General features: G+C 43.1%; 18 protein-coding genes. 6 read left to right on the forward strand and 12 right to left on the reverse strand.

What is annotated here, in order from left to right:
* Positions 1 to 80 precede the first annotated feature (80 nt).
* The 10 genes from EPX21_RS01110 to EPX21_RS01160 all read right to left on the reverse strand — a co-directional run bounded on the left by EPX21_RS01110 (position 81) and on the right by EPX21_RS01160 (position 9,715).
* Positions 81 to 1,088, reverse strand: a complete 1,008-nt coding sequence (locus EPX21_RS01110; RefSeq protein WP_206105966.1) for an alpha/beta hydrolase — start codon at positions 1,086 to 1,088, stop codon at positions 81 to 83.
* A gap of 23 nt (positions 1,089 to 1,111) precedes the next feature.
* Positions 1,112 to 1,756 (reverse strand): NAD(P)H-binding protein, encoded by a 645-nt coding sequence (locus tag EPX21_RS01115; RefSeq protein WP_134087844.1) that lies wholly within the window; start codon positions 1,754 to 1,756, stop codon positions 1,112 to 1,114.
* Between the two features lie 30 nt (positions 1,757 to 1,786).
* On the reverse strand, positions 1,787 to 2,533 hold the full coding sequence (locus EPX21_RS01120) for an SDR family oxidoreductase (RefSeq protein WP_134087845.1): 747 nt from the start codon (positions 2,531 to 2,533) through the stop codon (positions 1,787 to 1,789).
* 25 nt (positions 2,534 to 2,558) lie between these two features.
* Entirely contained in the window at positions 2,559 to 2,984 is a 426-nt protein-coding gene (locus tag EPX21_RS01125; protein ID WP_134087846.1) for a cupin domain-containing protein, read from the reverse strand.
* A gap of 13 nt (positions 2,985 to 2,997) precedes the next feature.
* On the reverse strand, positions 2,998 to 3,648 hold the full coding sequence (locus EPX21_RS01130) for a flavodoxin (RefSeq protein ID WP_134087847.1): 651 nt from the start codon (positions 3,646 to 3,648) through the stop codon (positions 2,998 to 3,000).
* Positions 3,649 to 4,134: 486 nt separating this feature from the next.
* Positions 4,135 to 5,250 carry an alpha/beta fold hydrolase gene (locus EPX21_RS01140; RefSeq protein WP_134087848.1) on the reverse strand — a complete coding sequence of 372 codons (1,116 nt, stop codon included), beginning with the start codon at positions 5,248 to 5,250 and terminating at the stop codon, positions 4,135 to 4,137.
* Positions 5,251 to 5,340: 90 nt separating this feature from the next.
* Positions 5,341 to 6,324: an aldo/keto reductase gene (locus EPX21_RS01145; RefSeq protein ID WP_134088003.1), complete on the reverse strand. Its 984-nt coding sequence runs from the start codon at positions 6,322 to 6,324 to the stop codon at positions 5,341 to 5,343.
* Between the two features lie 36 nt (positions 6,325 to 6,360).
* Positions 6,361 to 7,464, reverse strand: coding sequence for an aldo/keto reductase (locus EPX21_RS01150; RefSeq protein ID WP_240768450.1), 1,104 nt, complete (start codon positions 7,462 to 7,464; stop codon positions 6,361 to 6,363).
* A 57-nt stretch (positions 7,465 to 7,521) separates the two neighbouring features.
* Positions 7,522 to 8,373, reverse strand: coding sequence for an aldo/keto reductase (locus tag EPX21_RS01155; protein ID WP_134087850.1), 852 nt, complete (start codon positions 8,371 to 8,373; stop codon positions 7,522 to 7,524).
* A 136-nt stretch (positions 8,374 to 8,509) separates the two neighbouring features.
* Entirely contained in the window at positions 8,510 to 9,715 is a 1,206-nt protein-coding gene (locus EPX21_RS01160; protein ID WP_206105967.1) for a multidrug effflux MFS transporter, read from the reverse strand.
* Positions 9,716 to 9,874: 159 nt separating this feature from the next.
* On the opposite strand from EPX21_RS01160, the gene EPX21_RS01165 reads away from it, so the two are divergent.
* The 6 genes from EPX21_RS01165 to EPX21_RS01190 all read left to right on the forward strand — a co-directional run bounded on the left by EPX21_RS01165 (position 9,875) and on the right by EPX21_RS01190 (position 15,678).
* A complete protein-coding gene (locus EPX21_RS01165; protein ID WP_134087851.1) occupies positions 9,875 to 10,771 on the forward strand; it encodes an AraC family transcriptional regulator in 897 nt (298 codons plus the stop codon).
* Between the two features lie 130 nt (positions 10,772 to 10,901).
* Positions 10,902 to 11,906: a sensor histidine kinase gene (locus tag EPX21_RS01170; RefSeq protein WP_134087852.1), complete on the forward strand. Its 1,005-nt coding sequence runs from the start codon at positions 10,902 to 10,904 to the stop codon at positions 11,904 to 11,906.
* Positions 11,907 to 11,913: 7 nt separating this feature from the next.
* Positions 11,914 to 12,666 carry a LytTR family DNA-binding domain-containing protein gene (locus tag EPX21_RS01175; protein WP_134087853.1) on the forward strand — a complete coding sequence of 251 codons (753 nt, stop codon included), beginning with the start codon at positions 11,914 to 11,916 and terminating at the stop codon, positions 12,664 to 12,666.
* A 256-nt stretch (positions 12,667 to 12,922) separates the two neighbouring features.
* Positions 12,923 to 13,783, forward strand: a complete 861-nt coding sequence (locus EPX21_RS01180) for an AraC family transcriptional regulator (RefSeq protein ID WP_134087854.1) — start codon at positions 12,923 to 12,925, stop codon at positions 13,781 to 13,783.
* Between the two features lie 40 nt (positions 13,784 to 13,823).
* Positions 13,824 to 14,213, forward strand: a complete 390-nt coding sequence (locus EPX21_RS01185) for a hypothetical protein (RefSeq protein WP_134087855.1) — start codon at positions 13,824 to 13,826, stop codon at positions 14,211 to 14,213.
* Between the two features lie 187 nt (positions 14,214 to 14,400).
* The gene (locus tag EPX21_RS01190; protein ID WP_134087856.1) at positions 14,401 to 15,678 is read left to right on the forward strand and encodes a DUF418 domain-containing protein; all 1,278 of its coding nucleotides are present in this window, start codon (positions 14,401 to 14,403) and stop codon (positions 15,676 to 15,678) included.
* Between the two features lie 759 nt (positions 15,679 to 16,437).
* On the opposite strand, the gene EPX21_RS01195 is transcribed toward EPX21_RS01190, so the two are convergent.
* Positions 16,438 to 16,890 (reverse strand): nuclear transport factor 2 family protein, encoded by a 453-nt coding sequence (locus tag EPX21_RS01195; protein WP_134087857.1) that lies wholly within the window; start codon positions 16,888 to 16,890, stop codon positions 16,438 to 16,440.
* 74 nt (positions 16,891 to 16,964) lie between these two features.
* The gene (locus EPX21_RS01200) at positions 16,965 to 19,199 is read right to left on the reverse strand and encodes a xanthine dehydrogenase family protein molybdopterin-binding subunit (RefSeq protein ID WP_134087858.1); all 2,235 of its coding nucleotides are present in this window, start codon (positions 19,197 to 19,199) and stop codon (positions 16,965 to 16,967) included.
* Between the last annotated feature and the right edge of the window lie 35 nt (positions 19,200 to 19,234).

Consider the following 19,234-nt stretch of genomic DNA (forward strand, 5'->3'; position numbering starts at 1 on the left):
CTATGATTTTTTAGCGTTTATAATTTTTATAGTTCATAATAGACTGAATATCAACATAGAAATAAGGCCACACCTTATAGTTACTCCTTCATCTGGCTCCTCCAAAAATCCACAGCCTTATACAGCCAGTCTGCCGCATCGGTACCGGTTCCCAGGCCAAACCCGTGGCCCGCTTTTTCGTACCGTTCATACTGAACTGTAACGCCTACGTTTTTTAGATTCTGTACACGCCTTTCCATAACCCGTATATTGGCTATCGGATCATTCGCGCTAACGGTTATAAATGTGGGTGGAAAATTCTCACTGTATAAAGATTGACCGGTATAAGCGATAATGGCAGCAGCCGGATTGGGATAATTGCCCTGAACAAAGGCATTAACACCATAATAGGCAATATTGCCCACCATTCTTGCCCCTGCGGAACCGCCCCACAATGAATAGTTTTTTGTATCCACTTTTAACGTAGAGGCATTTTCAAAAACGAAACGTATTGCCTCGGCAAGGTCTTCTGTGGCCCATTGCTCACTACCTATCCTATAACGGACAACGAATGCGTTCAATTTCTTTTTGCTGATTTCCGATGCAAGCGGAAGCCCTTCATGCAGTGAGCCGACATAGGAAAACCCACCTCCGGGACAAACAATGGCAAAAGGCGCATCAGGTTCCCCACGATAAAAGAACAACCCTGTATTGTTTTTGCGGGGATCCTGTTTTATCTGCTCATCACTGTAAAAGCTATAAAAGACAGTTTTGTTGCTGTTCACATCATCGATCAAACGGTTTAACGCCGCTACCTCTTCGTCCGGATGGACAGCATTGTGGTAGGGCATCAATGAGCCGATATTCCTGATCGGTGTATTGTAGTAGCGTGTATTATTATCGCTCGGCAATAATAGGTTGCCAAAGCCCTGAAACGCAGGATGCTTTGCAATATCCTCAACAAGATTATTTACGGTTAGATGCGTATCCATTGATATGTTGGCTTCTGTTTCAATTCCATTGCGCGGCTCATCATAAACTGATGCGTCGGGAGATGTGCAATTTGCAGTAAAAACGGAAAACAATAATATGGTGTTACGACCTATCATTTTCATCCTATTTATGTTTCTTGTCAATAGAAGGACGGTTTATCCCATTCGGTATCGGGTTCACCTACACCCAAACTTTTACCTATAAAACGTTCGTCTTTGGCCATTACGACGTCAACAATCAATTGGGCTACAGCTTCCCTGGTAACCTGTGTACTTCTGAAGGGATCTCCTTTTTCAGTAAGCACATAATCCCGGTTACCCTCCTGGTCATAAAGCCATGTTAACCTGAGCAGGGTATAATCAAGTCCCGAATCCTCTATGATACGGGCCGAGTTTATCTGGGTTTGCATCCGTGGCGAACTGCCGATCATTCTTTTGTTCCAACGGCCAAATTCTCCGGGCACCTCATCATATATGCCAAGGATGGAGGCTCCAATGACACGTTTCACGCCAGCTTTCTTCATGGCTTCTATAATAGTGCGGGTAGACTGATCATCGCCCAGATCGTTGATGTAAACGATGTCGACCTCATTCATTGCGTTAACCAGAGCATCCAGCTCCTTAAAGTCTCCATCTACTATTTTTACCCGTTCAGATTTTTCACCCTTTAAGCGTACATTTGCATTCTTTGCATACAGCACCAGATTATACGGGGTCTGTGCAAGAAGGTCGGCTGTAAGCAATCTTCCGATCCTTCCTGCCGCACCTAATATTAGTATGTTCATTTATCAATTTGCTAAACCTATTCTTTCAGATTATAACTGCTGAATTGTCGGACGGAAAAGAATTTCGTTCACGTCCATATCTTCAGGTTGGTTGATGATAAATTCCAGAGATCTGGCGAACGAATCAGCCGAAATCGCATTTTTTTCGTAATAGTCGTGGATGCCTTTCGATACGTCTTCAGCAGTGATGCTATTGGGCAGGTTGGTAGCTACTGCTCCCGGAGAAATTACCGACGTCCGGATATTGTATGGTTTTACTTCCTGCCTCAATGCTTCGGAAATTACCCTTACTGCATATTTGGAAGCAGAATATACTGCACCACCTGGACTGATCGTATGTCCTGCTACGGACGACACACTGATGATCTGACCCGATTTCTTTTCTTTCATATAGGGCAAAGCTGCCGCAACACCATAAAGTACACCTTTGATATTTACATCGATACAACGATCCCAATCCTCAATTTTCAGGTATTCCAATGGAGAAAGCGGCATCAGACCTGCATTGTTTAACAGAACGTCTATTTCACCAAATTCCTTTACTGCACTGTCTACCAGATTTTTCACCTGATTAACATCCGTTACATCAGTGGTAACGGCCGATGCCTTTCCGCCTTTATTTTTGATTTCCTCCGCTAATTTTTCAATTTTATCTGTACTGCGGGCTCCCAATACCACAGTTGCTCCCAAATCTGATAAGTGCCGGGCAGAAATTTCTCCAAAACCACTGCTTGCGCCGGTTATTACCACTACTTTTCCTTTTATATTATCTTGCATTTCCAACCTGTTAAATGTTTGTTCCTTAATTATTTTTATTCACTTCTGCGTATTCTTCGTCAGTAACAGGGGTCATCCAGGTCACACTGCTACCGTCCGTGATATTGGATATGGCGATATGTACCATGTTGCTATCGGCAGACGCACCGTGCCAGTGTTCAACATCTTTGGGAATAGCAACTGTTGTTCCTTGTGTTAGTACCTGTGCAGGCTTGCCGCGTTCCTGATACCATCCCTTTCCTTCGGTTACCAGCAATACCTGGCCTATAGGGTGTGTATGCCAGTTTGTTCTTCCACAAGGGCTGAACGTTACCTGTCCCACAGTATATAAACCTTCCATTTGTTCAGGAGCTACCAACGTTTGAACGTGTACTTCACCGCTGAACCATTCAGTAGGTCCGGGATTTCCCAAAGGGAAGATTGACACGGTTTGGTTATTTGTTGCTTCCATATTTTTATCTTTTTCAATTAATCAAACCTATTTTCTTTAACCAGCTTTGTACTTCAAGCTGTACCTGTTTCTCTTTTTCACCTTCCATTACATATAAGATCCCATCCCGTTCCACACCGCCTTTGGTAGAAAATCCTTCCAGTACTTTACTGTTGGGACAAAGTTTCTTTACCGTTTCAAAGCTGCTACCGATTCCGTACCCCCCGTTGGTATTAAATGGAACGACCGTTTTTCCACTCAGATCGTACTGGTTCAAAAAGCTTTTCATAGGCGGAGGTAGCTGCATGCCCCACGTTGGAAAACCAAGAAATACCAGATCATATTGATTGATATCCTCGATCTGACTTTTTAACGGTGGCAGGTAACCTTCGTCATTTTCTTTAGACACCTGCGCTACTATTTGCTGGTAATTTTCCGGATAGGGCCTCACCAGTTCCAATGCAACCAGATCACCCCCTACTTCTTTGTGGATGATTTCTGCGACAGCTTTAGTGTTTTTCGTACGTGACAGATAGACAATCAATATTTTCTTGTTTTGCAATGAATCATCTTTTTCCATTAATGGTTTGTCTTTTGCTATTTTTGGTTGTTGTGCCCCTGAGCAGGATGTCATTGAAAACAGAAGGATACACAACATCAACCATTGTGTTGTTAACTTTATCATCTCTAATACCTTTACATACAAATTTCCTAATACAATCTCTTTTTTTTGGTATACAGATTACCGAAATTGCTACCAATATTACTGATCGACCCTACATCACCTGACAGAACATAAAAAAAGCAGGAACGGTGTCCTGCTTTTTCTTGTTTTTATTCTTTATGAAATCACCTAAGTTAATCTTGTCTATTGCAGATTTTCCTTAAAAAACGTTTCTAACTTATCGAAAGGAATAACATCTACCTTATCGTACAAATCTACGTGGAAAGCGTTAGGAATTATCATTAATTAGTTTGGCTCAGAAGCTGCTTTGTACGCATCTTCGCTGAAATAACGGAAGTATGCGCTCTCTCCGGCGATAAGCAACATCGGTCTAGGTGCAATCTTCTCGACATTTTACAAGTTAAGAAAATCAAATATACCCGAGATACAACGTTGACAAATGGGTTAGCGTGTCCATTTAATAAAAATAGACACGCTTAAATTGAATTACTTATCCAGTCCTTTTTCCTTCAGCCATTTCGACAATGCGTCCGCTACTTCGATATTGTTCAGGTCAGAGAAAGCAAAGTGCGTATTGCCTTTAATGCCGATCTCAGGCAGGTGTACCACCGTTGCATCTCCACCTTCTTTATTAATAGCCTCTGCCCAGAGCCTTGCCATTTCAAGACCGGAGCGCCAATGGTCTTCATTCCATATGTTGGTAGGTTCCTTTGCGATGTTATCGCCATAATAAACGACGATAGGTATCTGTGCCAATTTTTCAAAGTCCTCCAAAGGTATTTCCACGCCGCTTAATGCACCAAAAAGCCCAGTTGAATTTATAGGCTGCGGTAATTCACCCTCCGGAAACATAAACCCGCTGTAAGGTTCATAAGCTACGATTGCCTTGACTTTGTCATTTTTAATGGCCGTCATCCAGCCCGGGCCGCCTCCTTGGGAATGCGTAACCAGGACGCCTTCGCCTATTTTGTCGAATAATGCGGAAACTGCATCTGTTATAACATTGGCATCAAAATCTCCCGTGTTCGGGGTCATCTGTCTGTAGAACTGTTCCAGCGATGCCGCATCTTTTGGAAACTGAACATTTGGGAAAAAGTCGGGATAATTTCCGAGCCTGAATTGGGTGAACCAGAACTGCTCGTCCGCGGTCGGCTTAATTGTAGCTTCAACGGTACTTCTGCCGGCATCGCCACGTCTGGGCTGGTCAAGCAGGTAAACCGGGAACTTTCTCCGTAGAAAAATATTCTGGAAGCCTTCCCGACCGTCAGGTGTGGTCTCCCATGTTTTCTTAGACTGTCCGGCTCCATGCAGGAAAACCAACGGAAGTTTATGCGCGTTTTCGGGAATCTGGTAGAAAGCATAGGCGTGGTCGCCATGAAAAGTTTGTCCCTGTGGATTTAAAGCGCTGTCCAGATTAAACGTACCAGGTTGGGTAGTCTTTGTACCGCCTACCATAAAACTACCTTGTTCTTTAATAATTATACTGTTACCGTTGTTTTCGTTTTTTGTATTGCATGATGAAAAGCACAAAGCGCTACTGAGCAATAGTGAAGGTATTGCAAAGGCCACCCAAGCTTTTCTGCGATTTTGTCTATTTTCCATGAGTCTATATTTTCTTGGTAATCATTACTAATTAACATTTTCAGCCAGATGATGTGCTTTCAACAGACAAAATGATCCGTTCTCTTTATTTTATTTGCCAACTCTATCCTGTAATTGTGTTGGATATCTGGCTCCAACGATTTCAATGTTTTCCAGTGCCTTTTCAATATCGTTCAATTCATCATCACTTAATTGGACATTTACAGCTCCGATGTTTTCCCGCAAGCGGTTCAGTTTCGTTGTTCCGGGAATGGGTACGATCCAGGGTTTACGAGCTAGCAGCCATGCTAATGCTATCTGGGCAGGTGTGGCTTCCTTTGCAGCTGCAATATCCTTCAGCAGATCTACCAATGCCTGGTTTGCTTTCCTGTTTTCTTCGGAAAAACGGGGCACAGTATTCCTGAAATCGGAAGGATCGAATTTTGTGGTCTCACTGATCGCTCCGGTTAAGAAGCCTTTCCCCAACGGGCTGAATGGAACGAAACCAATTCCAAGTTCCTCTAATGTAGGGATTACTTGTTTTTCGGGTTCCCGATAGAACAGGGAATATTCGCTCTGCAATGCCGCAACAGGTTGCACGGAATGTGCTTTTCTAATGGTTTCTACACCTGCCTCGGACAAACCCCAATGCCTGATTTTTCCTTCGCTGATCAAATCCTTAATGGTTCCGGCAACTTCTTCAATAGGTATGTTTGGGTCAACACGGTGCTGATAAAACAAATCGATGTAGTCGGTTTTAAGCCTTTTTAGAGATGCTTCTGCTACTGCTTTAATCCGTTCAGGGCTACTGTCCAGTCCTTTTTTTGAATCACCGTCTTCAAAGCCAAATTTGGTGGCGATAACCACTTTATCACGAAAAGGTGCAAGTGCCTCACCCAACAATTCTTCGTTGGTAAATGGGCCGTAACATTCCGCAGTATCGAAAAAAGTGATATCGCCTTCATAGGCTGCCCTAATCAATTGTACCGCTTCCTTCTTATCGGTGGCAGGGCCATAGCCAAAGCTTAGTCCCATACAGCCCAATCCAAGTGCTGAAACTTCCAGTCCACTGTTTCCTAATATTCTTTTTGGTATCATTTTATATTTCCTTTTAGTAAGAAGTTATCCTTATTATTTTTTTATCGGTGCTTCAACTCCCGATAGCGCTAAAACTCCTGCGGGAAGCCTTTCTCCCTTGACCTGAATTTTATTCAGCTCTCCGGTAAATGCAGCAAGTTCCTCATCTGTAAATTTCACATGGTCAGCACCACTGTTTTCCAGCATGTGTGCCGTTTGTGTCGTACCGGGTATAGGTACAATCCACGGCTTCTGTGCCTGAAGCCAGGCCAGTGAAATCTGCGCAGGAGTAGCGTGCTTCTGCGCACCCCATTTTCTTAATAAATCCACGAGTGCCAGATTACCGGCCAGGTTCTCCGGTGAGAAGCGGGATTCATTGCCACGGATATCGCCCGGAGCAAACCTTGTACCTGCATCTATGGCTCCTGTAAGAAAACCAACGCCAAGAGGGCTCCACGGAACCAGACCGATGCCAAGTTCCTCGCAGAGCGGAATGATTGCTTCTTCCGGTCCACGCCATATCAGCGAATATTCGTTCTGAATAGCAGTAACCGGATGGGTGGCATGCGCACGTCTCACTGTTTGTGGTCCAGGTTCACAAAGTCCGTAATGCAATACTTTTCCTTCCTTGATAAGGTCTTTAATTGTTCCCGCAACATCTTCGATTGGTACATTGGGGTCAACACGGTGTTGGTACAGCAAGTCGATGCGATCCGTCTGGAGGCGTTTCAACATATTTTCCACCACTTTTTTGATGTGTTCGGGTTGGCTGTTCAGACCTGCTAACCACTTGCCGGTCTGCTGGTCGATGTTCCAACCGAACTTCGTGGCGACTTTTACCTTATCCCGAAAAGGCTTGATCCCTTCCCCCAGAATGTGCTCTACTTCCCAGGGGCCGTAGGCTTCGGCCGCATCAAAAAAGGTAATACCCTTGTCAAAAGCAGTCCTGATAATGTTGTGCATTTCGGCACGTAAAGGAATGGTGGTCTGGTACGTCCGGCTCATATTCTGCACCCCGAGACCAACGCTGGAAACTTCAAGCGTTTTCCCCAATGTTCGCTTGCCGGGAGCAGGCTGTTTTGACTTATTGCTGTTTTCCAACGCTGTATTAGCAGGTTGCGCAGAAGCTCCGGGGGGAAGCAGGATACTTCCCGCCACGGCAAATCCTACTGTTTTTAAGATGGTGCGACGATCCATTTCTATGTCATTTAAGGGTTATAGGTCCAGTTTACGTTCGCTCAACCATTTCACTTTATCCGGATCGCGGTGATCAAAAAATAAAGTTTCTTTTGTATCCAACGTGGTGATCTCCTGCATATCCTGTGTCGAAAGCTCAAAATCGAAAATGTTGAAATTCTCCGCCATTCTTTCCTTACGCACCGATTTTGGGATGGCAATAACATCTCTTTGGGTCAGCCATCTTAAAATGACCTGAGCTACCGATTTATTGTATTTTTCGCCGATAGCCGCTAATACGTCATTATGGAATATATTGTTTTTTCCTTCTGCAAAAGGTCCCCATGACTGTATCTGTACATTATTTTCTGAAAGGAATTTTTGATTCTCCACCTGTTGGTGGAACGGATGCGTTTCGATCTGGTTGATGGCAGGCGTAAAGCCACTGTTTACGATCAGGTCGATCATTCTGTCGGGCTGAAAATTGGCAACACCGATGGCTTTTACCTTCCCTTCATGGTATAATTCCTGCATGGCCCGCCACGAACCGAAAATATCCCCATAAGGCTGATGGATAAGATAAAGATCCAGATAATCCAATTGCAACTTGTCAAAGGACTTTTGAAAGGCTGCTTTTGTTTTTTCATATCCTGTATCCTGTACCCAAAGCTTGGTGGTAATAAATAGCTCTTCCCTGGCAATACCGCTATCTTTGATTGCGTTGCCAACTGAAGTTTCATTCAGGTAGGAAGCTGCCGTATCGATCAGCCTGTAGCCTGTTTCAATGGCATCTATGACCGCTCTTTCACATTCGGCGGCATCAGGAATCTGGAATACGCCAAATCCCAATATCGGCATTTCCACTCCGTTGTTCAACTTAACTGTTTTCATTTCTTTATTTTTAAATTTCTTATACAGAACTTTCGACCTTACAAAGGTCCTGATTACAGGCTTTTCAATTCGTATACAGATTACTGTTTTTTCTACCAAAATAACAGGTCGGCAATATTTGTGTTTTCTTTCTGCCTTAACCGACATGGCTATCTTCATTTTTCAGGAAAGCCGTGCCCGCACACGCTATCGTAAACAGGGCTATGATCCAGCTCATTGTCCAGGGGGTACCATCCCCAAACATGGCGAGCAATATCGTTGAAAGTATCCCACTGCCATATTGAAGGGAACCCAGCAGTGCCGATGCTGTACCGGCCATTTCCGGAACCCCGTCCAATGCAGAAGCGGTCGCGGTAGCGGCAATAATCCCGTTCATGGAAAAAAAGAAAAATACAGCTGTCAGGACACCGTATATGCCCGTTATATCCGATTTTACCAAAACGGCCAGAATGATACCGGCAACCATTGCTATGGATGAAGCTGTGCGTAATAAGGTATCAAGCTTGTAACGGGTTATCAGCTTTCTGTTGGCAAAGCTAAGCCCCATGAGCCCGAGGATATTCAACGCAAACAGCCAACCAAAATATTGGGGCTCAACTCCAAAATAGGTAATGTAAACAAACGGTGAGCCGGCAATAAAGGCATAAGCACCTACATAAAAGAAGGTGACACACAACGTGTATTTCATGAACCTTCGGTTGGACAGGAGCTGTTTATATTTACCAAAGGTATTGCCCAGCGAGGCACCCTGCCGTTTTTCAGACGGTAAGGTCTCGGGCAACCGCATAATACAGACAAACATCAGCACACCGACAACAGTAAGAAACCAGAAGATACTCTGCCATGAACTTATTTTCAGCAACTGGCCTCCCAGAAGCGGACCGATAATGGGCGCAATGGCCATAATTATCATTAAAGTAGACAGCATCTGTGCTGCTTTGGTGATGCCGAACCTATCCCGCACCATTGCCCTGGAGATCATCGGCCCTGTACATCCGCCGAACGCCTGTACAACCATCCAGAAGATCATGTGGGAAATATTATGCAAAAGGGCGCAACCGATGGTACCGATGATGAATAAAAGCATTCCCAGGGCAAGTGGACACTTTCTGCCAAACCTGTCACTGATCGGCCCCCAAAAAATCTGGGCAATCGAAAATCCGATAAGAAAACCTGTGATGGTCAGTTCCATGTTCCCGTGAAGTTCTTTTTGCATTTCGGGCAATGCTGGAAGATACATATCCGTTGAAAGAGAAGTAAATGCCATAAGGGCGCCCAAAGCGGCTAAAAAAAACATATTTGATGTATGACTGCCTTCAATTGAGCCTACCGATTGCTTCATGTTCTTCACTCTTATTTATTTATCCTACAAATTTCAGCACTGTAATTGGGTGTTATAGTATACCGATTACGGTTTTTGCTACCAATATTACTGATTGCATCTTGGGTTTGGTTATTTGGTCTATTAGAATGTCTATTTTTGCATATAAATATAACAGCTATGGAACGGGCATATAATTTTGATACGGTGAGCCAGTACAATGCGTTCAATAACCACGAAACATTGCACCCGCTAGTCAGTATCATTGATTTCTCAAAAGCCAATAAGAGAACTGGTTCGAGAATGACTTTCGGGCTTTACTGTATTTTCCTTAAAGAGGTACACTGTGGCGATTTAAAATATGGATGCAACTATTACGACTACGAGGAAGGAACATTGGTCTTTATTTCTCCGGGACAGGTGCTGGATGTGGAGAACAAGGTAGATTTTTATCAGCCGATAGGACATGCTCTGGTATTCCATCCCGATCTGATCAAAGGCACCGCTCTGGCCAAGACCTTGGATGAATACAGCTTTTTCAGTTATAATACCAATGAGGCGCTTCACCTATCCAAAAAGGAAAGAAAAATTGTGTTTGATTGTTTCTCCAAGATCGAAAATGAATTGAGCCACTCAGTCGACAAGCATAGTAAACGGCTGATCGCTTCCAATATTGAGCTGTTCCTGAATTATTGCGAACGATTCTACGACCGGCAGTTTATTACCCGAGAACATATCAATAAGGGAATACTGGAAAGATTTGAAGAAGCGTTGAACAGCTATTTCGCTTCCGAAAAACCTTATAGCATAGGATTGCCATCGGTCGCTTATTTTGCCGACGAACTCAACCTGTCGTCCAATTACTTTGGTGACCTGATCAAGAAGGAAACGGGAAAATCGGCACAGGAATATATCCAGAACAAAATCATTGACATTGCAAAGAACAAGATTTTTGATGGCAGCAAAACGATCAATGAAATTGCATACGAACTAGGTTTTAGATATCCGCAGCATTTCAGCAGGTTATTTAAGCAACGTGTCGGTTATACTCCGAATGAGTACAGGAATTTGAATTGACCGCTTGCTGGATTTTCGTGTTCATCGTTCATTTTTCGCTTTCATCGGGATTGACGATTTTTGGCAATATTATGCTGTACTTTTGGAAGAGAATAATTTTTTTATTATCCATGAAAGATAAAGGAGTATTTTGCTAAAGAAATACAATTTGTGGCAGCTGCTGCTGATTAGCGCTCTATCTGCAATTTTTGTTATATACCCGGATATAACCTGGTTGCCCTTTGAATTAAAATGGCTTGGTAAAGAAGATAAGACCGGTCATATTGCCTTTTTCTTATACCGGTACACCTTTTTTTTCGGACTGATTTTTATATTGATTAGGTATAACCTTAATCATTTAAATACTGTCCTTTATAAAAAGAGATTGGGATACAGCATTCTGATATCGGTTGTTGCATATGCCCTTTACGGGGCCATTTCACTTTTGGTCTTTACCTGGGTCAGGCATTTTGGTAGCCTCGTACTTTTTCAGGTTCTTGTGGTTTCTGTCCTTAGTTCGCTTTTGGGACACATCGTTATGCTATACACGGAGAAAAGAAAAAAGGAGAAACAGATTGAGGATCTGACCGTCAAAAATCTACAGAGCCGTTATGATGCTCTGACCAACCAGATCAATCCGCACTTCTTTTTTAATTCGCTCAATGGTCTGACATCCCTTATCAGGAAAAAGAATGATGAGGTAACGCTGGCCTACGTAGATAAGCTATCAGATGTTTTCAGGTACATCCTGCAGAGCGATAAAAAAGGACTGGTAACCTTAGAGGAAGAGCTTGCTTTTGTGGATTCTTTCCGCTATATGATGGAAGTCCGTTTTGCAAATAAACTGGACTACAACGTTAATGTAGATACCGGCAAGCTAACATCCAGATTGCCTGTACTCTCTATCCTTCCACTTTTGGACAACGTGGTGGTGCATAACATAATTGATAGCGATCATAAGATGACCATCGATATATATACCAACGACAAAGATGAGTTGGTTATCTCCAGTCCCATCTATCCCAAATTAACTTCTCCGCTAACCAATGGCTCAGGACTTAAAAATCTGGAAAGCCGCTTTCTGCTATTGATGGACGAACATATAAAAGTTGAGGATAACGGCAATACATTTACCGTTTATTTACCGTTAAAGTGATTGATTCATGAAAGTGCTGATCGTAGAAGATGAAACGGCCGCTTACGAAAGCCTGGTGGAAATCCTGAAAGAGATTAATCCTACGATAGAGGTCTTACACAACACGGAGAGTGTCGGCCAGACCGTTAAATGGCTAAAGGGCAATCCTGCCCCCGACCTAATATTAATGGATATCCATCTTTCCGACGGTTCGGCATTTTTAATATTTGATCATATCGATGTCGAGGCACCTATCATTTTTACGACAGCTTACGATGAATATGCTATCGAAGCATTTAAAGTCAACAGCATCGATTATCTGCTCAAACCAATAAAAAACAGCGATGTTGAGCGTGCACTACATAAATTCAGCAGATGGTCGCAGGCCGATATTACAACATACCTGTCGAAAGTTGCGAAACTAGCACCTACGACACGTTACAGGGACAAGATTCTGGTTCCGGTGAAGGATCAATTACTGCCCATCGATCTCAGGCAGGTCTCTTATTTCTATACAACCGATAAAAACACACATATCTATCTAAAGGATGGAAATAACCATCCCTATTCCAGAACATTGGATCAGATATTTTCCTCCCTGAACCCATCTGATTTTTACCGTGCTAACAAACAATATATTATTGCCCGAAGTGCCGTTAAGAACATAACGATCTGGTTCGATAACCGCCTTTTCATTACATTGGACACCGAAGTGCCGGAACGGATCTACATTAGTAAAAACAGAGCTGCAGAATTTAAAGAATGGATCGTAAATGGCTAAATCAAGCAACGGCAGCATTCGCTTTTCGTCTTTAGTCCTAAGTTTTTCGTTTTAGTCCGCCCCTATAAATAGGTATAGTTTAATTTTCAGAAGTTTGCTTCATAAGATATAAGGACATTTTATGAAAACAGCTAGCACACACAACACTGATAATAGAATAACTCTATCCTATGTCACGAGCGGCATTAAGCACGGGAATATATCCGATACGTTTTTTCATAACGGGTACTCTTTGGTCTGATAGCAACCTTGTACCATGGAAAAGGCTATCAACGTAGGCACAATCCCTGCCTTCCATATTTTCAATAAAACTGAAACAAGGCATTCGCTGGTCAGCTTGGTGAAGCAATCTCAGCGAACCTTAGAGTCTGATCTCAAGCTGCATCCGGACCTATATTGCATAGCGCTGACCTACCATGAAAATCAACAGGGAAAACTATCAATTATTTTTCCCGGACACGGCGGGGAACAGAAGATAGAACCGGATAAGCAGAAGAAACATGCATTGGTCTTCCATCCCGATCTGATCCAGGGAACGCCATTGGCAAATAACATCAACGAATGGAAATTTTTGGGTTATTCTGCTGACACATACTTACACCTTTCCCCTCAAGAGTGCCAACTAATATCCGACTGCTTTGGCAGCATCGAAGTGGAACTGGAGTACGCAATGGATAAACACAGTAAAAAACTAATTATCTCCCATATAGAACGTCTCCTGAATTATTGCATGCGATTTTATGATCGTCAGATCGTTTTCCATGAGGATAGCTCCAAAGGTATTTTAAAACGGTTCGATCTTTTGCTAAACGATTATCTTTCATCAGGGAATATTTACGAAATCGGGATTCCTATGGTGGCTTATTTTGCCGATAAATTGCATCACTCGCCAAATTATTTTGGAGACCTGATAAAGAAGGAAACGGGAATGTCTGCGCAGGAATATATTCGAAATAGGATAGCCCGGGAAGCAAAAAATAGAATCGGCGATAGGGACAAGTCAATTAATAAGATTGCTTTTGAGCTCGGATTTAAATATCCACAACATTTTTCCAGGTTCTTTAAAAAAATGGTCGGACTGAGTCCTAACGAATTTAGGGCAACAATTGCCAAATAATGGTAGCAAATTCCGTAAATACGCTTATATATGTAATGAAATGAAAAAGTCAATTGATCTTTTTTGTACGCTGTGTATCCTTTTGCTGTCTTTTTGCTATGCACTGGGAAATACTGAAATTGGACAAGAAACGGTGCCAGATCCAAAGGATAAAATCCTTGAATTGTCTCAAAAAAAATGGATGTGGATAATGGATCGTCAAACCGATTCACACCAGATTCTATCTGATGAGAAGATTGTTTCCCGGCAACCGGAAATACGCGTGGATAAAGCGGGCCATATCGGCCTCATTAAAAATGGAAATATTCGATACCAGAACATAGATATCCTCAAAACAGACATTCAAATCGTTGCTGATATATCAACTCTGCGAACGAAAGTTGAGTTTAATTTTCTAGATAGAACGGAGGAGACGGAAATTAACATGTGACGGAGGTATACAAAAAACATAAAAACTATTAGAATCTCATCCTTTTCCAGGTAGATACGTTTAAATCCCCTCGCTTACATAAGCAATAGTGCCTAAACATCATACGGAATTGCTAAAATTAAAGTACAAACAGTACCCCACCAAAAAACAAAAATATAAATCAAGTATAACAAGTATAATATATCATATGGAACAAAACCGAATATTGTCCACACCATTAAGCCGGGTTACATTATTGGATGCTTTAAGAGGGTTCTCTTTGTTGGGCGTGATACTGATGCACATGCTGCAGCAATTCAGTATTTTTTCATTCTCTCCAGATGCCCGTGAACCCCTATTCCCAGCAATGGATGAAACGGTACAGTGGATTGGACAAAATGTGATCATGGGTAGGTTCATAAATATTTTTGCCTTTCTTTTCGGGTTGAGTTTTTTCATTCAGCTCAGTCGTGCAGCTAAAAAGGGAATTGATTTCAGGTGGCGTTTTATTTGGAGGATGGTAGTCATGTTGATCATAGGGTTAATCGGCAACTGTTTTTACGGCGGCGAGATCATCTCCCTTTACGCTGTTTTCGGGGCAATATTGGTTTTGCTCTATCGGGTAAAATCGTGGATTTTGATCACGATTGCAGCTTTATTGCTTCTAGGGATGCCGCGGATTATGCAGGTCAGCTACAGTGCATTTCAGAAAACGGAGCAAACAGAAAATTCACGGCAGGAAATTAGGCAACGCCAGGCGGCTCAGATCGGTGCCGAGGTCGATAAACCATCTTTCATCAATTCGGTAAAGCACAATTTTACCCGAGGATTGCAAGGAAAACTAAATTATCAATTTGGTTTGTTTGGACGAGGATATATTACATTGGCTTTGTTCATTCTCGGCTTGGTCGTCGGTCGTTTGGGCTTTTTTGAACGGGTGCAGCCCAAGAGAAAAGTTACTTTGCTTTTTTTAGCTTTTGTAATCATTGTCCTGCTGATAAGTTTTGCAGTTAGCCTTTTCCCCGACTTGGATTTCCGTTCGTTAATGAACGGCGAGGCAGAAGGCCTTTTTTCCGGACTAACCCTGATGACGTTGAATGATCTAAAAATAGTTGCCTTTTCAGGAGCTATAGTTACCGGATTCACGCTTTTATACCAGAACAGACTTTTCAGTAAATATCTGGACGTCTTTTCACCTTATGGCCGCATGGGGCTGACAAATTATGAAATGCAGAGCGTTCTCGGATGCCTAATATTTTCGATGTGGGCCTTCGGCCCTATTTTCCAAAGCTGGGGAACGACTGAACTATTTTTATTAGGCATAGGTATCTACTTTTTCCAGTTGATATTCAGCCCATATTGGCTTAAAAACTATTTGTACGGTCCGCTAGAATGGTTTTTGCGCACAGCAACTTATCTAAAGATGCAGCCATTGCGGAAGGAAAAATACGTAAAAAATAGGTTTAATGGATTAATTCAGCGATAATGATAGAAAGTCAGATTATAATAGCCTCCATTCTACTTGTTTTTGGTATTCTTCTTTTGGGCTCCCGCATTCTCATGGCAACGAAAAAAGCATCATGGGGCCTTCAGAAACTGGTAAACTGCACACCGCCAGAAGACAATTAGATGAGCATGTCAAACAAAAAGTGTTGAATCATTTCCATCTGCATTTCATAATTGCGGGATAAGCTCCTCTGGCTGGCCGAGGACCTGGGAATTATGGTCAAATCCTATAACGATAGCATCCCGCACCTCGTATATTATACACCAAAGGGTGAAGTGGCATTATACCTGCCCCATCATGAGGGCAGGGTATTACCCGATCGTTTAGTATGCTTGGTAGACACGCTATTTAGCTGCACTTCTATCTTAAGACGGAGAAAATTATTACCTGCAATAGCATGGATAAGATATATATTTTACATATACAGGACAAGGATCTATATAAAGAGGTCGTCATTGAAAATGATGAGATAATCATTATCACCAAAACAAAGTCAAGAAATTATTTTCATGGAAAGCCTACTCGTACCACTCTCCTATTTCACCGTTGCCCTTAGGTTTTACTGATTCCCAGATTTCGTTTTTAAACAGTTCTGGGTCTTCCACGATCTTTGCGATAAAAGCTGCAATGCTCTTTCTGGAAATGGCAGCACCTATTTCCGGTTTTCCTTTTTTGTCAAAGCATATCCCACTCCATTGGCATTGGTAACCGTGTTCCTTTATTCCGGATTTATTTCTATTAATGCTTAATCTTATGCGTGTCCCGCACACTGCTAAACGTCAAGACTAACAATTTCCAACCGTCGGCTTCTTTTTTATAGACCTCCGTAACCGTAAATTCAGTCACCGCGGTGTTTCCCCGAACCACGGCATCCAACGTAATGCGGTTCCAAAGGACAGCCACATCGTCAACAATTTCAACGGCTACATCATGGACATCGGCATTTTTATACCAAATGCTTCCGGTTTTAATAATCTCCAACTCCTCATCCCTTTTCCAGGTTCCACTCATATGGACAAATTTTGACTTATCGTGAAAAAGTGAAGCCAGTTTGTCTACGTTTTTGTCAGCCATCCATTGCCATTTGGCTTTAGAAAGATCTTTAAGCTCTTGTTCGGTTGAAGAATTTTGGGCGAAAGACAGTTGTACTCCCAGAATGACTAATAATAACCCAATGATTGATTTTTTCATGTTCTATTTGTTTAATAGTTCTAAATTGAGATTTACTTTACTTGTTTATTGTTAAAATTATACCGTTCTGTCGATTATGATGATTTCAGTTCATTGATGAACGGCTGGTTGTAAAAGCGTCTTCCGGTAGCTTTATAAAGTGCATTTGCCACAGCGGCAAAAGTTGGTGGAAACGGCGGCTCGCCCATGCCCGTAGGATCTTTTTCATTTTTTACAAAATGAACATCGATCTCTTTTGGGGCTTCGTTCATTCGAATTAATTGGTAAGTCGTAAAATTGTTCTTTTGTGGCACTCCGTCCTTAAACGGAAGTTCCCCGTATAGCGCATTACCGATACCGTCTACAATAGCACCTCCGGCCATATTAATGGCTGCATCTTTATTGATTACAATTCCGCAATCAATGGCTGCAACTATTTTTTCCACCTTGGGAATACCATTTTTCATCACCAGATCAACCACTTCCGCAACATAGGAATTGTGGCAAAAGTAGGCTGATACGCCACGGTGAACTCCCTCCGTTGTTTCCTTCCATTTAGATTTTTCACGTACCAATTCCAGTACCCCCGCGTAACGGGCGGCATCGTAATCATTTCTCTCACCTATCGGATTTGTCCTTGCCCGTTCCAGCAGTTCCAAACGAAAATCAATGGGATCTTTGCCCATCTCTGCCGCCAGTTCATCCAAAAAGGATTGTTCCGCCGCCGCCATAAAGTTGGACCGCGGCGCGCGAAAAGCGCCAACGGTGATATTGGAAGGAATCTGCCACCCTTCAGCAAGGTAGTTATCAATCGCGCCCGCCGGAAAACGATTTGCATGCAAAGGTGATTCAGGGATTCCGCCTGCCTTGACATGGAAAGCCAATAACTGATTGTTTTCATCGAATGCTGCCCGATAAGTTGCACTGTACGTGGGCCTATAGATTCCGGCAGTCATTTCGTCCTCACGTGTATAGACAAGTTTAATCGGAGCCTGCGCATGTTTGGATATAACCGCTGCTTCGATCAAATGATGCCCGTATGCCCGACGACCAAATCCGCCTCCCATGCGCGCCAGCCGAATCAGTATTTTTTCCTTTGGCAACCCAAGCCTTTGCGAAAGTGTTCCCAAAATAAACTCGGGTGCCTGCGTTGGCCCATATAATTCGGCCCTATCAGCCGTGACATGTGCAAAGCAGTTCACGGGTTCCATGGCATTATGCGCCAGAAATGGTGCAGTATAGGTGCGTTCAAGAATTCTTGCGGCTGATTGGAAAGCCTTTTCCGGATCCCCATCTCGCCGGGAAACATTTCCCGGCATTTTGGTTAATTCCTGCATTTTGGCCCGATGCACTTCCGTGCTTTCCAGTCCCGAAGGAAATGTCGCCTTTCTGCCACCCATTGTAAAGATGCGTTCGGGCTCCGCTTCCCACTCTACTTTTAATGCTTTTTTTGCCTGCAGTACCTCCCAAGTGGTATTGCCCACAACCACGGCAAATTTAGTGAAACTGGTTGCATCAAAGATGTTCTGGTCTATATCCTCCGTCAAGGAGTCTATCGTAAATATGGACTTAATGCCGGGCATAGTTTTAGCAACGCTGTCATCCATCGATCTAAAGCGTAGTCCGAATGCTGGAGGGTGAACGACCATCGCAATAAGCATTCCGTCTGTCTTATAATCGAGTCCGAATAGAGGCTTTCCCATCAGTATATTCTTAACCTCTACGTTACTCTTGGAAGAACCTACGATCCTGAAATCTGAAACATTTTTCAGCTTTACCGATTCCGGCACCGGTCTCATGGCAGCAGCGGACGCAAACTCACCATAACCGGCTTGCTTTCCGGATACTGCATGTAATAAGGTGCCCTGCTGGGTGGTAATCTCCGAGGCGGGGACTTTCCATTCGGTTGCCGCAGCCAGTACCAGCATCTGCCTTGCCGTAGCACCGGCGGTTCTTAAAGGCGACCAGGCCTCCATGACGGAACGGCTGCCCCCGGTGAATTGTCTCGCATAGCGCTCCGGATAGAAATCCGCCTGTTCAACGATGACCTGCTCCCAATCGATGTCCAGCTCTTCGGCAAGGATCATGGGCAGCGAAGTCTTCACGTTCTGTCCAAATTCCGGATTCGGGTTGAACAGGGTAACCACACCGTTTTTGCCGATCTTGATGTAGCTGTTCATCTCGAACCACTCTTCCGGTATTTCAAGTGCATCCTTCCCGGCAGCTTTGCTGCCAACAGGCCAGCTGAAATGGACAATCATCCCACCTCCTGCAAGCAGGGCAGCTTTCAGGAAGGATCTTCTTCCCATATTATTTTTAACTTCAGTCATATCTTACCTTTTAAATTCAGTATTTTCAATGCTTG

It is taken from the genome of Olivibacter sp. XZL3, from assembly GCF_004368405.1.
Lineage (GTDB): Bacteria > Bacteroidota > Bacteroidia > Sphingobacteriales > Sphingobacteriaceae > Olivibacter.